Origin of the sequence: Variovorax sp. OV084 (assembly GCF_900111625.1) — a bacterium.
Lineage (GTDB): Bacteria > Pseudomonadota > Gammaproteobacteria > Burkholderiales > Burkholderiaceae_C > Variovorax.
The window spans coordinates 152,595-173,425 of the sequence record NZ_FOII01000007.1 but is presented as its reverse complement, the minus strand read 5'-3'; the positions used below and the strand labels follow the sequence as shown (position 1 = coordinate 173,425).

25 protein-coding genes are annotated in these 20,831 nt (G+C 66.7%); 12 read left to right on the top strand and 13 right to left on the bottom strand.

Features of this window, described 5'->3' with window-relative positions:
- Positions 1-2,403: a YgiQ family radical SAM protein gene (locus tag BMW87_RS19690; RefSeq protein WP_093078123.1), complete on the bottom strand. Its 2,403-nt coding sequence runs from the start codon at positions 2,401-2,403 to the stop codon at positions 1-3.
- Positions 2,404-2,543: 140 nt separating this feature from the next.
- Here BMW87_RS19690 and BMW87_RS19685 point away from each other — a divergent pair, with 140 nt between their 5' ends.
- Positions 2,544-3,500, top strand: coding sequence for a bifunctional helix-turn-helix transcriptional regulator/GNAT family N-acetyltransferase (locus BMW87_RS19685; protein WP_093078122.1), 957 nt, complete (start codon positions 2,544-2,546; stop codon positions 3,498-3,500).
- 7 nt (positions 3,501-3,507) lie between these two features.
- Here BMW87_RS19685 and BMW87_RS19680 read toward each other — a convergent pair whose 3' ends face one another.
- From BMW87_RS19680 to BMW87_RS19665, 4 genes are all read right to left on the bottom strand, one after another.
- The gene (locus BMW87_RS19680; RefSeq protein ID WP_093052117.1) at positions 3,508-4,290 is read right to left on the bottom strand and encodes a 3-hydroxybutyrate dehydrogenase; all 783 of its coding nucleotides are present in this window, start codon (positions 4,288-4,290) and stop codon (positions 3,508-3,510) included.
- Between the two features lie 46 nt (positions 4,291-4,336).
- Positions 4,337-5,086 (bottom strand): acetoacetate decarboxylase, encoded by a 750-nt coding sequence (locus tag BMW87_RS19675; RefSeq protein ID WP_093052120.1) that lies wholly within the window; start codon positions 5,084-5,086, stop codon positions 4,337-4,339.
- Positions 5,087-5,159: 73 nt separating this feature from the next.
- Entirely contained in the window at positions 5,160-6,371 is a 1,212-nt protein-coding gene (locus tag BMW87_RS19670; RefSeq protein ID WP_093052123.1) for a patatin-like phospholipase family protein, read from the bottom strand.
- A 64-nt stretch (positions 6,372-6,435) separates the two neighbouring features.
- The gene (locus BMW87_RS19665; RefSeq protein ID WP_093052127.1) at positions 6,436-6,885 is read right to left on the bottom strand and encodes a CHRD domain-containing protein; all 450 of its coding nucleotides are present in this window, start codon (positions 6,883-6,885) and stop codon (positions 6,436-6,438) included.
- Between the two features lie 146 nt (positions 6,886-7,031).
- On the opposite strand from BMW87_RS19665, the gene BMW87_RS19660 reads away from it, so the two are divergent.
- Positions 7,032-7,583 carry a DUF924 family protein gene (locus tag BMW87_RS19660; protein WP_093078120.1) on the top strand — a complete coding sequence of 184 codons (552 nt, stop codon included), beginning with the start codon at positions 7,032-7,034 and terminating at the stop codon, positions 7,581-7,583.
- Between the two features lie 8 nt (positions 7,584-7,591).
- On the opposite strand, the gene BMW87_RS19655 is transcribed toward BMW87_RS19660, so the two are convergent.
- Positions 7,592-8,515, bottom strand: a complete 924-nt coding sequence (locus BMW87_RS19655; protein WP_093078119.1) for a YihY/virulence factor BrkB family protein — start codon at positions 8,513-8,515, stop codon at positions 7,592-7,594.
- A gap of 85 nt (positions 8,516-8,600) precedes the next feature.
- Between BMW87_RS19655 and BMW87_RS19650 the strand changes: the two genes are divergently transcribed.
- The 4 genes from BMW87_RS19650 to BMW87_RS19635 are packed head-to-tail and all read left to right on the top strand — an operon-like array spanning position 8,601 to position 11,267.
- Positions 8,601-9,170: a chromate transporter gene (locus BMW87_RS19650; protein WP_093078117.1), complete on the top strand. Its 570-nt coding sequence runs from the start codon at positions 8,601-8,603 to the stop codon at positions 9,168-9,170.
- On the top strand, positions 9,167-9,766 hold the full coding sequence (locus BMW87_RS19645; RefSeq protein ID WP_093053164.1) for a chromate transporter: 600 nt from the start codon (positions 9,167-9,169) through the stop codon (positions 9,764-9,766). The genes BMW87_RS19650 and BMW87_RS19645 overlap by 4 nt, the downstream gene beginning before the upstream one ends.
- 39 nt (positions 9,767-9,805) lie before the next feature.
- Positions 9,806-10,777 (top strand): aldo/keto reductase, encoded by a 972-nt coding sequence (locus BMW87_RS19640; protein WP_093078116.1) that lies wholly within the window; start codon positions 9,806-9,808, stop codon positions 10,775-10,777.
- Between the two features lie 13 nt (positions 10,778-10,790).
- Positions 10,791-11,267 (top strand): DUF3237 domain-containing protein, encoded by a 477-nt coding sequence (locus BMW87_RS19635; RefSeq protein WP_093078114.1) that lies wholly within the window; start codon positions 10,791-10,793, stop codon positions 11,265-11,267.
- A 3-nt stretch (positions 11,268-11,270) separates the two neighbouring features.
- On the opposite strand, the gene BMW87_RS19630 is transcribed toward BMW87_RS19635, so the two are convergent.
- Entirely contained in the window at positions 11,271-11,792 is a 522-nt protein-coding gene (locus BMW87_RS19630; RefSeq protein WP_093078113.1) for a GNAT family N-acetyltransferase, read from the bottom strand.
- Positions 11,793-11,840: 48 nt separating this feature from the next.
- Between BMW87_RS19630 and BMW87_RS19625 the strand changes: the two genes are divergently transcribed.
- From BMW87_RS19625 to BMW87_RS19620, 3 genes are all read left to right on the top strand, one after another.
- The gene (locus BMW87_RS19625) at positions 11,841-12,431 is read left to right on the top strand and encodes a helix-turn-helix domain-containing protein (RefSeq protein ID WP_093078111.1); all 591 of its coding nucleotides are present in this window, start codon (positions 11,841-11,843) and stop codon (positions 12,429-12,431) included.
- A 110-nt stretch (positions 12,432-12,541) separates the two neighbouring features.
- Positions 12,542-12,712, top strand: a complete 171-nt coding sequence (locus BMW87_RS35125) for a hypothetical protein (RefSeq protein WP_176928733.1) — start codon at positions 12,542-12,544, stop codon at positions 12,710-12,712.
- Positions 12,713-12,827: 115 nt separating this feature from the next.
- Complete coding sequence (locus tag BMW87_RS19620; RefSeq protein WP_093078110.1) at positions 12,828-14,024, top strand: NAD(P)/FAD-dependent oxidoreductase; 1,197 nt, start codon at positions 12,828-12,830, stop codon at positions 14,022-14,024.
- 12 nt (positions 14,025-14,036) lie between these two features.
- On the opposite strand, the gene rlmB is transcribed toward BMW87_RS19620, so the two are convergent.
- From rlmB to BMW87_RS19600, 4 genes are read right to left on the bottom strand one after another with little or no spacing between them, the layout of a single operon-like run.
- Positions 14,037-14,783: a 23S rRNA (guanosine(2251)-2'-O)-methyltransferase RlmB gene (gene rlmB, locus BMW87_RS19615; protein ID WP_007828317.1), complete on the bottom strand. Its 747-nt coding sequence runs from the start codon at positions 14,781-14,783 to the stop codon at positions 14,037-14,039.
- Between the two features lie 43 nt (positions 14,784-14,826).
- Entirely contained in the window at positions 14,827-15,810 is a 984-nt protein-coding gene (locus BMW87_RS19610; protein ID WP_093052157.1) for an inorganic phosphate transporter, read from the bottom strand.
- Between the two features lie 4 nt (positions 15,811-15,814).
- Positions 15,815-16,306, bottom strand: coding sequence for a hypothetical protein (locus BMW87_RS19605; protein ID WP_093078108.1), 492 nt, complete (start codon positions 16,304-16,306; stop codon positions 15,815-15,817).
- 55 nt (positions 16,307-16,361) lie between these two features.
- Positions 16,362-17,072 (bottom strand): ABC transporter ATP-binding protein, encoded by a 711-nt coding sequence (locus BMW87_RS19600; RefSeq protein ID WP_093052161.1) that lies wholly within the window; start codon positions 17,070-17,072, stop codon positions 16,362-16,364.
- A 36-nt stretch (positions 17,073-17,108) separates the two neighbouring features.
- Here BMW87_RS19600 and BMW87_RS19595 point away from each other — a divergent pair, with 36 nt between their 5' ends.
- Positions 17,109-17,753, top strand: a complete 645-nt coding sequence (locus tag BMW87_RS19595) for an arylesterase (RefSeq protein WP_176928734.1) — start codon at positions 17,109-17,111, stop codon at positions 17,751-17,753.
- A 65-nt stretch (positions 17,754-17,818) separates the two neighbouring features.
- Here BMW87_RS19595 and BMW87_RS19590 read toward each other — a convergent pair whose 3' ends face one another.
- Together BMW87_RS19590 and BMW87_RS19585 are read right to left on the bottom strand one after the other, a co-directional pair.
- Positions 17,819-18,022: a hypothetical protein gene (locus tag BMW87_RS19590; protein WP_093052173.1), complete on the bottom strand. Its 204-nt coding sequence runs from the start codon at positions 18,020-18,022 to the stop codon at positions 17,819-17,821.
- 114 nt (positions 18,023-18,136) lie between these two features.
- Positions 18,137-19,330 carry a PLP-dependent transferase gene (locus tag BMW87_RS19585; RefSeq protein ID WP_093078107.1) on the bottom strand — a complete coding sequence of 398 codons (1,194 nt, stop codon included), beginning with the start codon at positions 19,328-19,330 and terminating at the stop codon, positions 18,137-18,139.
- Between the two features lie 89 nt (positions 19,331-19,419).
- On the opposite strand from BMW87_RS19585, the gene BMW87_RS19580 reads away from it, so the two are divergent.
- Entirely contained in the window at positions 19,420-20,268 is an 849-nt protein-coding gene (locus tag BMW87_RS19580; RefSeq protein WP_093078105.1) for an AraC family transcriptional regulator, read from the top strand.
- A 90-nt stretch (positions 20,269-20,358) separates the two neighbouring features.
- Positions 20,359-20,808 (top strand): VOC family protein, encoded by a 450-nt coding sequence (locus BMW87_RS19575; RefSeq protein WP_093052182.1) that lies wholly within the window; start codon positions 20,359-20,361, stop codon positions 20,806-20,808.
- The last annotated feature ends 23 nt before the right edge of the window (positions 20,809-20,831 follow it).

The window sequence follows — 20,831 nt, the reverse complement described above, 5'->3', positions numbered from 1 at the left end:
TCAGCGCGGCTTGCGGATGCTGCCGCGCACCGGGCCGGCAGCCTTGCGCGGCGCCGCGGCCGAACCGTTGTCGCGTGGCGGCAGGCCGGTGTGCTGCGTAAGGATGCGGCCCTTCGAGGGCTTCACCGGCGCCAGCTTGACCGGTGCGGACTTGTTGACCGCCGGTGCGACGGTCGAGTTCTTGCGACGCGCGCTCGTGTAGCCGCCGTCGGTCAGCGGCTGCCACGTCGGGATGAGGTGGTGCTTGCCGTTGCCGATCAGGTCGGCGCGGCCCATGCTCTTGAGCGCCTCGCGCAGCAGCGGCCAGTTGTTGGCGTCGTGGTAGCGCAGGAAGGCCTTGTGCAGGCGGCGGCGCTTGTCGCCGCGCACGATGTCCACCGTCTCGCTCTCGCGCGTGATCTTGCGCAGCGGGTTCTTGTTGGTGTGGTACATCGTCGTGGCCGTGGCCATCGGGCTCGGGTAGAACGTTTGCACCTGGTCGGCGCGAAAGCCGTTCTTCTTGAGCCAGATCGCGAGGTTCATCATGTCCTCGTCGCTGGTGCCCGGATGCGCGGCAATGAAGTACGGAATCAGGTACTGCTTCTTGCCCGCCTCGGCCGAGTACTTCTCGAACATCTGCTTGAACTTGTCATAGCTGCCGATGCCGGGCTTCATCATCTTCGTGAGCGGGCCTTGCTCGGTGTGCTCGGGCGCGATCTTCAGGTAGCCGCCAACGTGGTGCTGCACCAGCTCCTTCACGTACTCGGGCGACTGCACGGCCAGGTCGTAGCGCAGGCCCGAGCCGATGAGAATTTTCTTGATGCCCTTCAATGCACGCGCCCGACGGTAGATCTTGATCAGCGGGTCGTGATTGGTGTTGAGGTTCGGGCAGATGCCCGGGTACACGCAGCTGGGCTTGCGGCAGGCCGATTCGATCTCGGGCGACTTGCAGCCGATGCGGTACATGTTGGCCGTGGGGCCGCCGAGGTCGGAGATGGTGCCGGTGAAGCCCTTCACCGAATCGCGGATGGCCTCGACCTCCTTGATGATCGAATCTTCCGAGCGGCTCTGGATGATGCGGCCCTCATGCTCGGTGATCGAGCAGAAGGTGCAGCCGCCGAAACAGCCGCGCATGATGTTCACGCTGAAGCGGATCATTTCCCACGCGGGGATCTTGGTCGCGCCGTCGTGGCTGCCGTTCTCGTCGGCGTAGCGCGGATGCGGGCTGCGTGCGTACGGCAGATCGAACACGTGGTCCATCTCGGCCGTGGTGAGCGGAATGGGCGGCGGGTTGATCCACACGTCACGCGCCGTGGCGCCCTCGCCGTGCGCCTGCACCAGCGCGCGGGCGTTGCCCGGGTTGGTTTCGAGATGCAGCACGCGGTTGGCGTGCGCGTAGAGCACCGGGTCGCTGCGCACCTGCTCGTAGGCCGGCAGGCGGATCACCGAACGGTCGCGCGGAGGAACGGCAATCTTGCCGCGGGGCTGCAGCGCCGGGTTGGGCACGAAGTTCAGCGGCTTGATGGCTGGGTTGACCACCGAGCCGGCGGCCGACCCAGCGGCTTCGGCCGCCTTGGCAACGGCGTCAGCCTCGTCTTCCTTCGCGCAGGTGGCGCCGTTGGCCTTGGCCTGGTCGGACACCATCAGGTAGGGGTTGACGTGCGCCTCGACGCGGCCGGGTTCGTCCACGCTGGTGGAGTTGATCTCGAACCAGCCCTCGGGCGTTTCGCGCCGCACATAGGCGGTGCCGCGCACGTCGGTGATCTGCTGCACCGGCTCCTTGGCGGCCAGGCGGTGCGCGATCTCGACGATGGCGCGCTCGGCGTTGCCGTACAGCAGCAGGTCGCACTTCGAGTCGACGACGATGGAGCGGCGCACCTTGTCCGACCAGTAGTCGTAGTGGGCGATGCGGCGCAGGCTGCCTTCGATGCCGCCGAGGATGATCGGCACGTCGTTCCAGGCTTCCTTGCAGCGCTGCGAATACACGATGGCCGCGCGGTCGGGGCGCGAGCCGCCGACGTCGCCGGGGGTGTAGGCGTCGTCGCTGCGGATCTTCCGGTCGGCCGTGTAGCGGTTGATCATCGAATCCATGTTGCCGGCAGTCACGCCGAAGAACAGGTTCGGTTTGCCCAGCGCTTTGAAGGGTTCGGCGCTCTGCCAGTCGGGCTGCGCGATGATGCCGACGCGGAAACCTTGCGCCTCCAGCATGCGGCCGATGACCGACATGCCGAAGCTGGGGTGGTCGACGTAGGCGTCGCCCGTGACCACGATGATGTCGCAGCTGTCCCAGCCGAGCGCTTCCATTTCCTTGCGCGAAGTCGGCAGGAACTTGGCCGTACCGAAACGGGCCGCCCAGTACTTGCGGTAGCTGGTCAGCGGCTTGGCGGCGCGCGCGAAAAAGGAGACGTCGACGGGGGCGTTCATCGGAGGGAGTAGACAGCGCCGTGGGAGCGCCGTTGTGGGCAACCCTCGATTTTAGGGTTTTCCATCATGTCTGTCGCGGCAAACATCCTGTGACCGGGCCTCTTCGAAGCCTCAATTGATTGCCAAAGTCAACCTTCTGAATGACAATGGCAACCATGTCAGCCACTTTACCCAACATCGACCCCGCCGCCGTCAAGGCGATCCGTCAATTCAACCGCTTCTACACCCGCCGCATCGGCGCCCTCGACCCCTACCTCGGCAGCGCCATGTCGTTGACCGACGTGCGCGTGCTGTACGAGCTGGCGCACCGCGAGGTGGCGGTCGCGAGCGAAATCGGGCGTGACCTCGGGCTCGACGCGGGCTACATGAGCCGCATCCTGCGCCGCTTCGAAAACGAAGGCTGGCTCACGCGCGAGCCGCATCCGCGCGATGCGCGCCAGAGCGTCCTGCGCCTGACCGAGGCCGGCCACGCCGCATTCGCGCCGCTGCAACAGAAATCGCGTGAAGAAGCCACCGCCCTGCTCGCCTCGCTCGCGCCGCCACAGCGCCAGCAGCTGGTGCAGGCCATGGGCACGGTGCAGTCGCTGCTCGACCCCGAAGCCGCCCCGGCCAAGACCCAGGCGGCCATCCTGCGCGACCCGGCACCCGGCGACATCGGCTGGGTGGTGCAGCAGCATGGCGAGATCTATGCGCGCGAGTACGGCTGGAACAGCACCTTCGAAGCGCTGGTGGCCGGCATCGCGGGTGAATTCCTGCTCAAGTTCCAGCCCGAGTGGGAGCGCTGCTGGATTGCCGAGCTCAACGGCGAGCGGGTGGGCGCGATCTTCGTGGTGCGCAAGTCGGCCGCGGTGGCGCAGCTGCGCCTGCTGATCCTCGCGCCCGCCGCGCGCGGGCTCGGCCTGGGCGGCAAGCTGGTGGACGAATGCATCGCCTTCGCGCGCCTCAAGGGCTACAAGAAGATGGTGCTGTGGACCAACAGCTGCCTGGTGGCCGCACGCGGCATCTACGCCAAGCGCGGCTTCCAGCTCACCAAGTCGGAGCCGCACGAGGGCTACGGCTCGCCACAGGTCGGTGAAACCTGGGAGTTGAAGCTGTAGCGTCTGCTTATTGCATGAACCAGCCGTGGCTCACGACGAGCGACTGGCCGGTGAGTGCATTGGTCGGGAAGCCCGCGAACAGCAGCGCGACGCGCGCCACGTCTTCCGTGGTCGTGAATTCGCCGTCGACCGTTTCCTTCAACATCACGTTCTTGATGACTTCCTGCTCGCTGATGCCCAGGGTCTTGGCCTGCTCGGGAATCTGCTTTTCGACGAGCGGCGTGCGCACGAAGCCCGGGCAGATCACGTTGGCGCGCACGCCGTGCTTGGCGCCTTCCTTCGCAACCGTCTTGGCCAGGCCGATGAGACCGTGCTTGGCGGTGACGTAAGGAGCCTTCAGCAGTGAGGCTTCCTTCGAGTGCACCGAGCCCATGTAGATCACGCTGCCGCCGCGACCTTGTGCATACATGTGCTTCAGGCAAGCTTTCGTGGTGAGGAAGGCGCCGTCGAGGTGAATGGCGAGCATCTTCTTCCAGTCGGCGAAGCTGAACTCTTCCACCGGGTGAACGATCTGGATGCCGGCGTTGCTGATGAGGATGTCGATGCCGCCGAAGGCCGCAGCGCCCTCTTCGACCGAGGCGTTGACCTGGTCTTCGTTCGTCACGTCGACACCCACGCCGATGGCCTGTGCGCCGGTGGCCTTGAGCTCGGCCGCGGTGGCGTCGGCCGCTTCTTTGTTGAGGTCGGCAATGATGATCTTGGCGCCCTCCTGCGCGAACAGGATGGCGATTTCCTTGCCGATGCCGCTGGCCGAGCCAGTGATGTAGGCGACCTTGTCCTTGAGTTGCATGGTGATGTTCCTTGGTAAGAGTCGGGTTTGAAAAGGGCAGCAAGAATCAGGCGAGATAGTCGTGCTCGACCGTGCCGAGTGCGAGCGTCATGTCCGCGATGTAGTGCACGGCCGATTCGACCTTGAGCACCGGCAGGTCGGCCACGGGTGCCAGCGCGTGCGGGTGCAGTTCGAGCGAGCCGGGCCCGCCCCATGCGCCGTGCAGCGTGACGTCGACCATGTGATAGCGCACCAGTTCGCAGATGCGCGCCGTGCCGTCGACGTGCGGAATGATCTTGAGCAGAAAGTTGGGTTGCGCAATGCCCGCGAGGATGGGCTCCGGGTCGAGCGCGCGATGCTTGAAGCCCATCGTGGCCTTGGCCACGCGCACCTTGCCGTAGTCGAGCGTTCCGACCACCACGTCGGTCTCGTAGTCGAGCACCGGCGAGGCGAGCTTCTTCGGAAAGCCCCAGAGCTCGCGCCCGCCGGCAATGGGCGGATGGTCGTTGAGGTACATCGCGTGCACGTACGCGCCCTTCTCCACGCCCCTGGCGGTGCGCAGCTGCACCGGAATGACCTGGCCCGACTCGGTGTAGTCGCCGAAGCCGGTGGAGTCGGGCATGCGGATGAATTCGTACTTGACCAGCGGCTCGACCACTTCGAGCGGCTCGGGCACCACGGCGCGCAGGGCGTCCATGTCGGTGCGGTACGTGAGGATGAGAAATTCGCGCCGCACGAAGCGGTAAGGACCGGGCGGAAAGGCGGGATTGGTCAGCGGCATCGCGAATGCCGTTCGTCGCACATCTTCAATGTTCATGAAAACATTTCCTCCTGTTGAAGTGACGGCCCAGTCTCGCGCTGGTTTCTTAGTTGAGGCTGAATCGTCCGTGTCAGCGCGACAGGCCCGGCCGCTTGACGCGCCCCGAGCCGTGCTCGCCAAGGTCGAAAGTGGTCACACCGTTGACGGTTGCGTCGGCGCGCAGCGTCTCGGGGTGGGCCAGCGTGTTGCGCATGTCGCGCGCACCCGAATCCCAGTGCTCTTCAACGGCGGCGCGCGAGAACTCGTAGTCCTTGGACTCCAACTCGTAGGGCTTGTCGCGGTAGATCAGGTGGAAGATGTCTATGGGCTCGTGCGTGAGCTGCGACTGCACCGCGAGCACGCTCGGGTCGTTGCGCAGGCCTGCCGGCAGCTTGGAGATCAGGTCGGCAATCGCCTGCTGCAGGTTCATGTTGGCGGCCAGCGCATCGGTGTTCATGCGGGTGCGGCTGGAGTAGGTGATGTCCTTCTGCCGCTCCATCACGCCCGCCATGGTGCGCGGCATCTCGCCGCGCGCATTGAACAGGTCGACCTGCAGCACCACCAGCGGCTCGCTGCGCGGATGCGTGTCGAGCACGTACTGCAGCGGCGTGTTCGACACGATGCCGCCGTCCCAGTAGTCGTCGCCATCGATGCTGATTGGCGCGAAGCCCGGCGGCAGCGCGCCGCTGGCCATGATGTGCTCGGGCCCGATGAGCTGGCGCGTGTTGTCGAAGTACACCGAGTTGCCGGTGCGCACATTGACCGCACCCACGCTGAAGCGCGCCTCGCAGGCATTGATGCGGTCGAAGTCGACGAGGCGCTCCAGAGTGGACTTGAGCGCGGAGGTGTCGTAATAGCTCAGCAGCGGCGCCGCGCCACCCATCAGGAAGGCCGGCGAGTACCGCGGCTCGAAGAAGCCCGGAATGCCCACCAGCGAGGCCATGGTGGCGCTGTACTGGTTCTGCAGGGCCCGGTCGCCCAGCCAAGAAGGCAGGCGCTGCGAGGGGCCCGAAGACACAAGGTGCCAGAACTCGCGCAGCCGGTCGACGCGCGTTTCCGGTGCATTGCCCGCAATCAGTGCCGCATTGATGGCGCCGATGGAGACGCCGGCAATCCAGTGCGGCTGCAGCTCGGTTTCGCTGAGCGCCGCATACACGCCGGCCTGGTAGGCGCCGAGCGCGCCCCCACCCTGCAGCACCAGCGCCTTGCGGGCGGTGCGCATGTCTTCGCGGCGCGAAGCAAAAGGGTTGAGGGGCTTGGAGGAGGCGGCACGGGGTTTCTTCTTCGGTGGTGTCGTCGTCATGCGTTCATTTGACACCAGCCCCGCGACACCAACCTGACCAGGGGTTGTTGCCCCCGGGACGATGTCACATCTTCGGCAGCATCTGTCCGCGGATCTCGCCGCCCGGGTTGGCGGCGGTGTGCACGTTGGCGTACCACTTGCCCGCGGACAGGTCGGCCGCCTGTGCCGGCGTGAGCGTGGCCTGGCCTTCGATCGGGCTCGCCGGGTTGGCAAAGGGCAGCACCACGCCCGCATTGGCGCCCGCGGCGGCCGGGCCGTGGAAGTGCGCCATGGTGGCCGGACCGCTCAGGCCGGTGTAGGTGATCTTGTACTTGAGCACGTTGGTGTCGCGGTCGAGCCAGGCCTCGGCCATGCCGCTGCCGCGCGTCATGTTGGGCGGGACTTCGCTGGCTGCGTTCATCGCGCCGCTGAAGCTCGCGACGTTCGACTTCGACATCATTCCGCAGCCGACCAGCGCGGCACTGGCCACCCCGGTGATGAGGGCTGCGCGCAAAAGGGTGCCATATTTGGTCATGAGCTTGATCTCCTGAGTTATGAAAGCCTCCACAGCATAGGCAGCACGGCGGGCTTGGCTTGTCGGCCACCACCCCGACTTTGACGGCCGCCTAACGGCTGATAAAGGGCTGAAAAAGGGCTGAAAGGCTGAAAGAAAATGCAACGATGACTTTCAACGCCCTCCCCACCGCCCGCGACGTGGTCGATTTCTGGCGCGAAGCCGGCCCGGACCGCTGGTTTGCCAAGAACGACGCCTTCGACGCCGACTTCGCCGCCCGCTTCTCGCACGCCCATCAGGCCGCAGCCCGCGGCGAGCTCGACCACTGGACATCCGACGCCGAAGGCGCCCTGGCCTTGCTGGTGCTGTTCGACCAGTTTCCCCGCAACACCTGGCGCGGCAGCCCGCACATGCTGGCCACCGACGGCAAGGCGCTGGCCGTGGCGAAGCAGGCAGTCGAATCAGGCTTCGACCTGCAGTGCGAACCGGTGCTGCGACGTTTCTTCTACCTGCCCTTCATGCATTCCGAAGTGCTGGCCGAGCAGGAGCGCTCGGTCGAACTCAACGCGGCGCTCGACGCCAATACGCAGCGCTACGCGGTGCTGCACCGGGACATCATTGCGCGCTTCGGCCGCTTTCCGCACCGCAACAGGATGATGGGGCGCAGCACCACGGCGGAAGAGCAGAAGTACCTCGACGAAGGCGGCTTCGCCGGCTGAAGCGAGGCTCAGGTGTCGTTGTGCGGCAGCGGCACGTTGCGCGTCGGCGACGGGTTCGGGTCGGCGATGCCCTTCGTGTCCTTCATCGAGCCGTAGGTACGCGCATAGACCCAGGTGAACTCGGCCCCCAGCAGGAAGATCTGCGCCGAGTAGTAAACCCACACCAGCACCACCACCAGCGAGCCCGCGGCCCCGTAGCCCGAGGCCACGCTGCTCTTGCCGATGTACAGCCCGATCAGGTGCTTGCCCACAGTGAAGAGTAGCGCCGTGACCGCCGCCCCCACCCACACGTCGCGCCACTGCACCTTGGCGCGCGGCATGATCTTGTAGATCATCGCGAAGATCGCCGTCACCATCGCGAAGCTGAAGACGAAGTTGACGGCCTGCGCCGTTGTCTCCCACGCTCCGAACACAGGCGACCACCACTTGCCCAGGGCCGCGAGCGCCGCACTCGCCACCAGCGACACCATCAGCAAAAAGCCGATGCCCATGATCATGCTGAACGACAGCATCCGCACGCGCAGCATGTTGAACAGCCCCTTGTTCTTGGCGCGGGCCGGCGCGCGCCAGATGCGGTCGAGCGCGTCCTGCAGTTCGCCGAAGACGGTGGTGGCGCCCAGCACCAGCAGCCCGATGCCGATCACCGTGGCGACGATGCCTTCGGCCGGCTTGTTGACGGCCTTCAGCATGCCCTGCACCGCAGCCGCACCCTGCTCGCCCATCAGGCCCGAGAGCTGCGCGAAGATCTCGCCGCGCGCGGCCTCCTGCCCGAAGACCAGGCCGGCCACCGCAATCACGATCAGCAGCAGCGGTGCAATGGAGAACACTGTGTAGTAGGCCAGCGCGGCGCCCATGCTCGGGGCGTAATCGTTCGACCAGGAGTTGAAGGCCCGCTGGCAGAGATCGAAGAGTGCGCGCAGTTGCTTGACCATGCTGAAGTGTCCCTGTGGAATCGCCCGGCGCCATGTCGATCCGGCGCCCGGCATGTTGAAAGCGTGCCTACGATAATCGCTCCACATGCACCCGTCTCCCCCCGCTGCCCAGCCCCAGTCGCCACGCGACCTTTTTGTTTCATTCACCTGGCTCGCGTTGCAGGGCTTCGGCGGTGTGCTCGCCATCGTCCAGCGCGAGATGGTCGAGAAGAAGAAATGGCTCACGCCCGAGCAGTTCCTCGAAGACTGGGCCGTGGCGCAGGTGATGCCGGGTCCCAACGTGATCAACCTCGCTCTGATGATCGGCGACCGCTACTTCGGCTTGCGCGGCGCACTCGCCGCCCTGGCGGGCATGTTGACCATTCCGCTGGTCGTCATCCTTGCGCTGGCCGTGCTGTATGCGCACTTCGCCGGCAACCCGCAGGTGGCGGCCGCGCTGCGCGGCATGGGCGCGGTGTCGGGCGGACTGATTGCCGCGACCGGTATCAAGCTGGTGCCGCAGTTGCGCAAGCATCCGCTGGGCTTTGCAACCTGCCTCTCCTTCATGGCGCTGGTGTTCGTGGCCATTGCGGTGTTCAAGATCCCGCTCGGATGGGTGCTGCTGGTGGTCGGTGGCGTCGCCTGCGTGTGGACCTGGAAGAAGATCGCGCCATGACCATCACGATGCAATGGCACGACTGGCTGGCCCTGTTCGGTCAATACGCGCTGCTGTCGCTGCTGTCGATCAGCGGCGCCATCACCACGGTGCCCGACATGCACCGCTACCTCGTAGTCCAGCACAGCTGGCTCACCGATGCGCAGTTCAGCTCCTCCATTGCCATCGCGCAAGCCGCGCCCGGCCCCAACGTGCTGTTCGTGGCGCTGATGGGCTGGAACGTCGGGCTCAACGCGGGCGGCGGCATCGGCGCCGGGCCCTCGGCCTGGCTGCTCGGCTTCTTCGGGCTGATGCTCACCATGGTCGGCATCATGCTGCCGAGCACCACCCTCACCTACTTCGCCACGCGCTGGGGCCACCGCAACCGCACGCGCCGCGAGGTGCGCGCCTTCAAGCAGGGCATGGCGCCCGTGGTGGTGGGCCTGCTGATCGCCACCGGCTGGGTGCTGGCGGCGGGAAACCATGCCGGCAATGCGCCTGCCTGGCACCTGTGGCTGCTGACCGGCGTTTCCGCCCTTATTGTCTGGCGCACGCGCATTCACCTGCTCTGGCTGCTCGGCGCCGGGGCGGCGCTGGGCGCCGTGGGCTTCGTCTGATCCTTCGTCTCATCTATTTCTTCTTCAGGAACACTCGACATGTCGCAACTCCGCCCGCTCGGCCGCTCCGGCCTCCTGGTTTCCCCGCTCGCCTTCGGCGGCAACGTGTTCGGCTGGACCGTCGACGAAGCGGCGTCGTTCAAGCTGCTCGATGCCTGGCTGGATGCGGGCTTCAACTTCGTGGACACCGCGGACGTGTATTCGGCATGGGTGCCGGGCCACACCGGCGGCGAGTCGGAGACGATCATCGGCAAGTGGCTCAAGCACAGCGGCAAGCGCAATCGCGTGGTGCTGGCCACCAAGGTCGGCAAGCCGATGGGCGAAGGCAAGGTGGGCCTGGCGCCCAAGTACATCCGCGAAGCGGTCGAGGCCTCGCTCAAGCGCCTGCAGACGGACTACATCGACCTCTACCAGTCGCACGACGACGATGCCGGCACGCCTCTCGAAGAATCGCTCGGCGCCTTCGACGACCTGATCAAGGAAGGCAAGGTGCGCGCCATCGGCGCCTCGAACTACAGCGCACCGCGGCTGGCCGAGGCGCTCGACGTGTCGGAACGCCTGGGCATCGCCCGCTATGAAAGCCTGCAGCCGCTGTACAACCTGTACGACCGCGCCGTGTTCGAAGATGCGCTGGAGCCGCTGTGCATCAAGCGCGAAGTGGGCGTGATCAACTTCTACGCTCTGGCCGCCGGCTTCCTCACGGGCAAGTACCGCACCGAGGCCGATGCCGCCAAGAGCGCGCGCGGCGCCAACACCACGAAGAAGTACCTCAACGAGCGCGGCCTGCGCATCCTCGACGCACTCGACAAGGTGGCCCAGCAGTACAACGCCAAGCCGGGCCAGGTCGCCATCGCCTGGCAGATCGCTCGGCCGGGCGTGACGGCGCCCATTGCCAGCGCCACCTCCATCGCGCAGCTCGAAGAGCTCGTGGTCGCGACGCAGCTGAAGCTCGACGCGGGCACCATCGAGATGCTCGACCGCGCCAGCGCCGAAGCAAAACACGCTGCCTGAGCGGCTCCCGGCGATGAGCGTGTTCGACACCATTGCAGCGCCCGCACTCGAGCACTTCGTCGACCTGCGCGTCGAGGTGGGCGTGCCGCAGGTGCTGGGCAACAGCCCGCGCGGACTGCGCCGCGTGGTGCCGATCACGGGTGGCGAAGCCATCGGCCACGGCTGGCGGGCGCGCGTGCTGCCGGGCGGCAGCGACTTTCAGCTGATAGTGAGCGACACGCTTTCCGAGCTCGACGCGCGCTACGGCCTGGAGACCGATGCCGGCGATATGGTCTACGTGCAGAACCATGCGATGCGTTCGGCCTCGCCCGAGGTGATGGGCAAGCTGCTGCGCGGCGAGACGGTCGATCCGTCGCAGGTGTACTTCCGCTGCAGCCCGCGCTTCGAGACCGCCTCGCCTTCGCTGAAATGGATCAACGAGCGCATGTTCGTCGGCGCCGGTGTGCGCCACCCGGCCGAGGTGGTGATGCGCTTCTTTGCGCTGGTCTAGCTGCTAGCCGTCGACCGGATTCATCGGCGTCGCAAGAATGCGCTGGTAGAAGGCCACGTCGAGCCAGCGGCCGAACTTGAAACCGGCCTGCCGCACCGTGCCCGAATGCTCGAAGCCCAGGCGCTCGTGCAGCGCGATGCTGCCGGCGTTGGCTGCATCGATGGCACCGACCATCACATGCACGTCGCGCGCGATGGCCTCGGCAATGATCGCTTCCATCAGCGTGCGGCCCAGGCCCTCGCCGCGGTGCGCGCTGTCGACATAGACCGAGTGTTCCACCGTGTACTTGTAGGCGGGAAAGGCACGGAACGTGCCGTAGCTGGCGAAACCCAGCAGCTTGCCGGCATCGTCCACGGCACCGATCACGGGAAAGCCGTTGGCGCGCTTGGTGGCGAACCACGCGACCATGTTCTCTGGCGTGCGCGGCTTGTAGTCGTACAACGCGGTGGAAGTGACGATGGCCTCGTTGAGGATGGCCAGGATCGCGGCGGAGTGCGCTTCTTCTGTGCAGGGGATGAGACGCATGGTGTCCTCGTTGAAATTTCGTTCAATATAGGAGAATAATAATCTCATATGAGAAACGATTCATCTCCTGCCGACACGCCCGGCCAGAACATCGACATGCTCATCGCCACCCGGCTGCTGGCGCTGAGGCAGGCGCAAGCACTGAGCCTCGCGGAGCTGGCTGAGCGTTCGGGCGTGAGCAAGGCCATGATTTCCAAGGTGGAGCGTGCGCAGAGCAGCCCCACGGCCGTGCTGCTGGGCCGGCTGGCCGCCGGGCTTGGGGTGCCGCTGGCGCAGCTCCTGACGGAAGAGAAAGAGCAGCCACAGCGCCTGCGCACGCGCGCCGAGCAAGAAATCTGGCGCGACCCGAAAGCCGGCTACCTGCGGCGCCAGGTCGCCGAGCGTCATGCGGGCAGCGGCGTCGAGTTGGTCGAGGTCGAGCTGCCGCGCTCGGCGCAGGTCGACTACCCGCGCTGGAGCGGCAAGCCCTACCGGCAATGCCTGTGGATGCTCGAAGGCGCGCTGCGGGTGGACTACGGCGACGAGCGCTTCGAACTCGCACCGGGCGACTGCCTCGACTTCGGCGTGGACCGGCCGCTGGTCTTCAAGGCGCTGGGGCGCACCGCCTGCCGCTATCTGCTGGCGGCAAGCCCGGAGTAGCCGCACGCGCAGGGTAGGCAAGCTCCGACACGCACTGGCGGTCGACGCCTGTGTGGCACCTGCCACCCCTCGGGATACTGCAAGGCATCTCAGCTTCCAGAGGAACGACGATGTCATTCGCGCTCTACATGATCGGTTTCGTGATCTTCCTGGGCGGCCTCATCTGGGGCGCCTCCGTCGCCGGCGTGCCGACGCTCTACATCGGCATCGGGGCGGTGATCCTGCTGGGGATCGGCATCTTCAGCGCGGTGAGCCGCACGCGTGGCAAGGATCCGTCCTGACCGGCCGGGTGCATCCATTAGGTTCACACAGGCTTCACGCCGCACGCACATGGCGTAGCTAACTTCGCATGCGCACCGCAGACCGCGGTGCGCATCGAATCCAGTTGGCTGCCCCATGCACACTTCTTCCAGCTTCTTTTCTCCCCTCGCCTCCTCATCCTGCGCAGCGCCCCAGCCGGCCCCGGCTCCGGCAGCAAGCCCCGGCAACATCAAGGTCGACCTTCTCGTCGTGGGCGCGAGCTTTGCGGGCCTGGCCTGTGCCCGGGCCGCGGCCCTTGCAGGCCTCAGCGTGATGGTGCTGGAGAAGAAGACCACCGCCGGCGCCAAGCTGCACACCACCGGCATCATCGTCAAGGACGCGGTCGACAGCGTGCCGTGGCTGGCCGAAGTGCCACCCGCGCTAGTGCGCCGCATCGAAGGCGTGCGGCTCTATGCGCCCAACATGCGCCACGTCGACCTGCACGCGCCGGGCTACTGGTTCTGGGCCACCGACGCGCCCGCCCTGCTCGACTGGATGGTCAGCTCGGCCCGCGCCAGCGGCGTCGACGTGCGGCTGGGCACGCTGTTCGAGCAGGCGCTGTGGCTCAACGGCCGGTGGGAAGTGCCGGTGACGCAAGGGCCCTGCATCACGGCCACCTACCTCGTGGGCGCTGACGGCCCCCACTCGCGCGTTGCCAAGGCGCTGGGCCTGTCGCGCAACACGCGCTTCCTCTACGGCATCGAGCACGAGTACCAGGGCGCGCGTATGGCGCCCGGCCTGCTGCATTGCTTCATCGACCGCAAGCTCGCGCCCGGCTATATCGGCTGGGCGCTCGACGGGGTCGGCGTGAGCCAGATCGGGCTGGCGCGCCGCATGGTGCACAACAGCGCGGGCGCGCTGAAGCTCGATCCGCTGCTGCGCAAGATTGCCTCGGTGGTCACGCCCGGCGACGCCCCGCCGGTCGCGGTGCGCGCGGGAATGATCCCGTGCGGCGGCGTGCTGCCGGTGGTGGCGCGCGAGCGGGCCCTGCTGGTGGGCGATGCGGCGGGCATGGTGTCGCCGGTGACTGCCGGCGGTATCCACACAGCGCTGCTGCACGGGGAGCGCGCGGGCGAGGCCGTAGCGCGCTTCGTGCGCGGCGAGGCCGGCGACCCGGCCACGTGGTTCGTTCGTGGCTACCCGGGCTTCCGGCTCAAGCGCGCGCTGCGCTGGGCCTTCGACCATTTCCAGAGCGACTGGATGTTCAACCACCTGCTGGGCACGCCGCAGATGCGACGGGTGGCGGAGCTCATCTACTTCCACCGCAAGGGTGGATCGCTGCCCAAAAGCTAAAAGAGACGGCGCTCAGGCGCCGCGCTGGCGCATCGCCTCGTAGAGGCACACGCCACTGGCCACCGAGACATTCAGGCTCTCGACCGCACCGGCCATCGGAATACTCACCAGCTCGTCGCAGGTCTTGCGCGTGAGCTGCCGCATGCCTTCGCCTTCGGCACCCAGCACCAGCGCCAGCGGGCGCTTGAAATCGCTCTGGTAAATGGTGCCCGGCGCGTCGTCGCTGGTGCCCACGCACCAGATATTGCGTTCCTTGAGTTCGTTCAGGGTGCGCGCGAGGTTGGTGACCATGAAGTAAGGCACCGTCTCGGCCGCGCCGCTCGCCACCTTGGCCACGGTGGCGTTGATGCCGGCCGCGTGGTCCTTGGGCGCGATGACCGCATGCGCGCCGGCGCCATCGGCCACGCGCAGGCAGGCGCCGAGGTTGTGCGGGTCGGTCACGCCATCGAGCACCAGCAGCAGGGGCACGGTGCCGGCCTCTTCGAGGCCCTCGAGCAGTTCGTCGAGCGAGCGGACCTGGGCCACGGGTTCAACCCGTGCCACCACGCCCTGGTGGCCGTGGCTGCCGCTGAGCTTGGACAGCCGCAGGCCGTCGGCCTCGACCAGCCGCACACCGGCTTCCTGCGCACGCGCGATGAACTGTTTCATGCGCGCATCGCGCCGGCTGGCGTCGAACATCACTTCGAGCACCGATTTAGGCGCGGTCTTGATGCGCACGCCCACGGCATGGAAGCCGAAGATCACTTTGGGGGAAGACATCCCTGGATTATCCCTACCCCCGGGACCTGGCCATTTCGCGTGGTCAGGCGATCGGCAAACCACTGAGCGCGCGGGTACGCTCGTCGTGCAGTTCCTGCACCGCCAGCGCGCTCGGATGCACCTTCGCACCGTTGCCCACGCTCTCCAGGTACTGGCAGGCCGCATGGCCCTCGGCTGCCTTTTCGTAGCGCGCGATCCAGGCGTCGCGCGCAGGCAGCTTCTCGGGCGACACCGGCCATATGCCCGGCTGGGGCCGCATGTGTTCGCCGATGCCGATGCGCCAGGGCTTGGCGCTCACCCGGGCACGAAAGCATTTCTGGTTGCGGCACATGCGTGCGTAGACCTTGTCGACGCCCATTGCATGAAAGCAGTCGGCCACCGCGGTGTCGGTCGGATCGAAGACGTCGTGCATCGCCAGCACCCGGAAGCCTGCGGGCGTGCGGTAGATGCGCAGGTGCCAGTCGGGGTGCTGCTGCATGAAGCGCCCGATGCGCTCGGCCGCCCGCTTCTCAGGCGCGGGGTTGCCGCTGTGCTCGCCGCGCTTCTTGCGCTGGCCGATGACCCATGCCACGACGAAGACCACGATGCCCGCGATCAGCCCGCCCAGCCAGGTCTTGGCGGCCCAGCCGCCGACCACCCCGGCGATCAGCGCCGGCACCAGCGCAAAGCCGAACACGCTGCCGCGCAAGGGCTCCTCGAAGTCGATGTCGACGAACAGCACGTCGGGCGTGTTGAGGCAGCGCGCGCCGTAGGTGTTGCGCGTGATGACGGTGTCGCCCTGGCGCTCGACGATTTCCTCGCGGATCGGCATGCCGTCGGCGCCGTTGTAGGGCATCTTGCGTTCGCGGCGCTCGAGCTTCTCGCCCTTGTGGACGATTCGATCGAAGGCATCGCGCGTGCGCTGGTCGGCGTGCGCCTGCGCGGCCAGCGGGCTCTCGTCGGACCAGCCGAAGCGGCGCACGGTGAACTGCTTGCCGGCCACGCTCTCCTGGATACGGCCTTCGGCCCAGAACTGGGGAACGATCATCGACTCAAGCCTTTCCGGCAATCAACAACCAGGCCATGACCGCCGCCAGCACGATGATCAACGCCGGCAGCCATTTGTAGCCGTCGCCATGCACGCGGCCCGGTTCCTCCATCTGGCGGCGGGGCATGTGCTGGGTCAGGGGGCTGAAACTTCCGAGCGCCGGATCGTCATGGTTGTCGACCAGCCGCTTGGCCGCAGACAGGCTCAGGCCCGTGGCTTCGCGCGTGAGGCGGATGGCCTCGATCTTGTTGCCCTGCGCCAGGGCTGCGAGTGCGATGGAGGGCATGGAGGCGAAGCCGCGGTCCTGCATGGCGGCGGCAGGCGCACCGCGTCCGCTGGCTTCGCCTTCCCCCCGCTCCAGCCTGTCGGCGTAGCGATCGACAGCGTCCTTGGCCGACTTGAGGTCCACGCCCGTGCGGGCGCGCACGATCTTTATGGCCTCGATCATCCTGCCGCGCTGCAGCGCCAGGACGGCGTCGGGCGGAAGCTCCTCCATGAATATCTCCTGTGTGGCTGGCTATTTACTTATGTTTAATAGCTTATTGCGCTTGTCAGGCGGGCGCCAGAGCCACTTTTTCATTAAGTGCGACACGACCGGCCTCGATGGTGATGCGTCGCTCGCATCGGGCCGCGATGCCCCGGTCGTGGGTGACGAGCACGAGCGTGGTGCCGAGTTCGCGATTGAGGTCGAACATCAGCCGCATCACCTGCTCGCCGGTGGCGAAGTCGAGGCTGCCGGTGGGCTCATCGGCCAGCAGCAGCGCCGGTTGCACCACGAAGGCGCGGGCCAGTGCCACGCGCTGCTGCTCGCCGCCCGAGAGCACCTTGGGGTAGTGCCCGAGCCGCTGGCCAAGGCCGACGCGGCCGAGCATTTCGGTGGCGGCCTTGCGCGCATCCTTGCGGTTGGCCAGCTCCAGCGGCAGCATCACGTTTTCGAGCGCGCTCAGGTTGCCGAGCAGTTGAAAGCTCTGGAACACGAAGCCCACGCGCTGCGCGCGCACGGCGGCGCGCTCGTCCTCGTCGATGGCGAAGATGTCTTCGCCGGCGATGCGCACCGTGCCGCGCGTGGGCGTGTCCAGCCCCGCGATGATCGACAGCAGCGTGCTCTTGCCGGAGCCCGAGGCGCCGACGATGGCCGCGGTTTCCCGCGCGCCGAGGGTGAAATCGATGTCCTGCAGAATGTCCAGCGTGCCGGCCGAATCGGTGACGGACTTGAAGACATGCTCGACGGCGACAATTGCATCAGACGGGGGTTGGGACATGGAAAGGCTTTGGTTTTGAATCGACGTGACTTTATCTTGACCACCGCCGCGCTCGGCAGCGCGGGGCTATGGACGACCGCGGCGCAGGCCCAGGCTCAGGCCCAAGTACCGATGGCTGGCAAGCCGGTGATCCTGGTGCTCGGCGATTCGCTGAGCGCAGAGTACGGCCTCAAGCGCGGCGAAGGCTGGGTACCCTTGCTGGAAAAAAGGCTTGCGCAGCAGAAGATCGCGGCCACCGTGGTCAACGCCAGCATCAGCGGCGACACCAGCTCCGGCGGGCGCTCGCGCCTTGCTTCGCTGCTGGCGCAGCACAAGCCCAGCCACGTGGTGCTGGAGCTCGGCGCCAACGACGCGCTGCGCGGCCTGCCGCTCTCCGACACCGAAAGCAACCTGATGCAGATCACCAAGGCCGCGCAGGCCGCGGGCGCGAAGGTGCTGATCGTCGGCATCCAGGTGCCGCCGAACTATGGCGGCGACTACACGCGGCGCTTCGAGGCGGTGTTCTCCAAGGTGGCGGGCGCGACCAAGTCCGCGCTCGTGCCCTTCCTGCTCAAGGGCGTGGCCGATGCGCCTGACGCGCTCTCGCTGTTCCAGGCCGACCGCATCCACCCGACGGCCGCGGCGCAGCCGCAACTGCTGGACAACGTCTGGCCCGAGCTGCGCAAGCTGCTGCCGAAATAATCAAGAAAAAAGCCGCCGCAGGCGCAGGCCTGCGGCGGCTTCTTGATGGGTACGCCAGGAGCGGATCAACCGTTCTTGGTGGGCAACTCGGGCACCGTGGGTGGATCGCGTTCGAGCGAGGCCACGTCGGTTTCCGGATCTCCGGGGGCCAAGCCGTCGCTGCTCGGATTGAGTTTGCGGTTCGCCTTTTCCCGGAGCTTTTCTTCCTTCTTCTTCTTCTTGGCCAGCTCTTTCTGGCGCTTCTCGTAGCCGTAATTGGGTGTTGCCACTGCTTCTCCTTGGGCGAGGCAGTCAGGGTGACTGCGCGTGGCCTACTGTAAGCGATAACGGTGCAGTCCCAAGACGGTACCCACTGACGCTCCCAGAGAGTGAGAAGCGATTTTTTACATCCGCGCCAGCGCCTGCTGCAAGTCGGCGCGCAGGTCCTCCACGTCTTCGAGGCCGATCGAAAAACGAACGAGCGTGCCCTTGTAAGGCCAGCGTGCCACGGAGGCATCGCGCATCAGGCCGATGTCGTACGGCACCACCAGGCTGATGGGACCGCCCCACGAATAGCCGAGGCGGAACAGCTGCAGGCTGTCGCAGAAACGGTCGACCTGCTCGGTGCTGTAGCGCTCGTCGAACACCACCGAGAACAGGCCTGCGGCCAGGTCGGTCTCGCCGCACAGCGCGCGCCAGTGCACGTGCCCGGGCGAGTCTTCGAGCGCGGGGTGCAGCACCTGCGCGATCTCGTCGCAGCCGTTGAGCCAGCCGGCCAACTCGCGCGCCGCGCGGTCGTGGGCGGCATAGCGCAACGCGATGCTGGGCAGCGAGCGCAGCAACGTCTCTACGTCGCCCACGCCGATGCCGAAGCCCATGCGCATGTGCGTGAGCTTGAGCGCGCGGTGCAGCCGCTCGTCGCGCGTGATCACGCTGCCCATGAGCACGTCGCCGCCGCCGCTCGGGTACTTGGTGAGCGCGTGCACCGAGATGTCGACGCCCTGCCCGCTGTCGTTGAAATCGAAAGGCGCAAAGGCCAGGCCCGCGCCCCAGGTGTTGTCGAGCGCGGTCATCACGCCGCGCGCGCGGCAAACGTTCACGAGCGCAGGCAGGTCGGGAAACTCCATCGTCACCGAGCCCGCCGCCTCGACCCAGACCAGCCGCGTGCGGTCCGACAGCTTGGCCGCGAGGTCGGCCGGATTCATCGCGTCGTACATGCGATGGGTAATGCCGAAATTCGCCAGTTCGCCGGTGGCCAGCGCCTTGTTGGGACCGTAGGCGTTGTCGGGGATCAGCACCTCGTCGCCGGTCTTGAGGAAGGCGAACGACACCAGCGCGATGGCCGCAAGCCCGCTGGGCACGAGCAGGCATTCGGTGCCGCCTTCGAGCGTGGCCAGGCGCTCTTCGAGCGTGAAGGTGGTGGGCGTGCCGTGCAGGCCGTAGGTATAGCCAGCCTTGGTGCGCCAGTCGCGCGCGCGCATGGCGGCCACGTCGGCGAAGAACACGGTCGATGCCTTGAACACGCCGGGCTGCGGCGCGGCGAAGGTGGCTGGCGGAACGTAGGGGTGGTGGATCAGGGTCGTGGAAGGCTTGCTCATGGAGCGATGCTAGCGCGAGCGCCGCATCCGGGGATTTCGCGGACGCGGTGATTGCGCCGCGTGGCGGCTCGGCAGACACTTCCCGCGTCATGCAGCTGACCCGACCACCCTCCCCCCATCTGCGGCCCTTTGTGCGGCTCCTGTGGGCCTCCGCGCCCGATGAGCCGCACGAGGGACGGCCGGGCGCGCGCGAACACGTGCTGCCCACGGGTGGCATGCACCTCGTGTTCCGGCTTTCGGGGCCGCCCTTGCGCCTGTTCCAGGACGATGCCGATGCGCGGGGCTTCACGGTGGGCCATGCCATGGTGGGCGGAGCCCGCTCGGCGTTCTTCGTGCGCGACGTGTCGGTGCAAACACGCTCGGTGGGCGCCATGCTGCAGCCGGGGGCGGCCAAGGCGCTGCTCGGTGTACCCGAGGACGCGCTGGCCGACCGCCACACATCGCTGGACGCGCTCTGGGGCGCGGACGCTGACTTCGCGTTAGAGCAGTTCCACGGCACCGACTCGCTGACGCGGCAACTAGCGATCGCCGATGCCCTGCTGGGCGCACGCCTCGCCGCCTCCGCCATGCACGGACTGCATCCTGCGGTGGCGCAGGCACTGGCCAGCATGGCAAGCGCGAGCGCCCGTGACGACGATGCGCAGGCCGGCGCCATCCGCGAACTGGTGAAGCAAAGCGGCTACAGCCACCGGCGCTTCATCGCTCTGTTCCGCGGCATGACTGGCCTGGCGCCCAAGCAGTACGCGCGCATGCGGCGCTTCGACCGCGTGATCGGGCAGTTCGCCATGGACCCCACCCAGCCCTGGGTAGATCTGGCGCTGCAGGCCGGCTACAGCGACCAGGCGCACTTCAACCGCGACTTCATGGCCATCGCCGGTATGTCGCCGCAGGCGTACCGGCGGGCAGCGCCAGCATCGTCCCGGCATGTGCGAATCTGACTACTCACCCGCAGGTCAAATTTGTTCAAGACTTGAAAAGCAACGGTCGCCAGAATCGCAGCCGTCTCATCAACCCGACTGGACAAGAGCATGGCCATCCACGAACTGTTTCCGTACCTCTGCGTCCACGATGCCGGCGCAGCCATCGAGTTCTATTGCAAGGTCTTCGAGGTGAAGGAAATCTTTCGCCTGACCGAGCCGAGCGGTCGCATCGGCCATGCGGAGCTGGACTTCAACAATGGCGCGATCCTGATGATCTCGGACGAATTCGCCGAATTCAACATCCACAGCGCAAAGACGCTGGGCGGCACGGCCGTCACGCTGCACCTGCACGTGGACGATGCCGACGCGGTGGTGGCGCGCGCGGTCGCCGCGGGCGCCACGTTGAACATGGCGCCGCAGGATCAGTTTTATGGGGAACGTTCCGGCGTCTTTCACGACCCCTTCGGCCATCGCTGGAACGTGGGGCACAGCATCGAGAAGCTGACGCCGGAAGAAATGCAGCGGCGCTATACCGCGATGCTCAGCGACGCCGGGTGAGCCGGCAGCGCCGCTTATTGCCG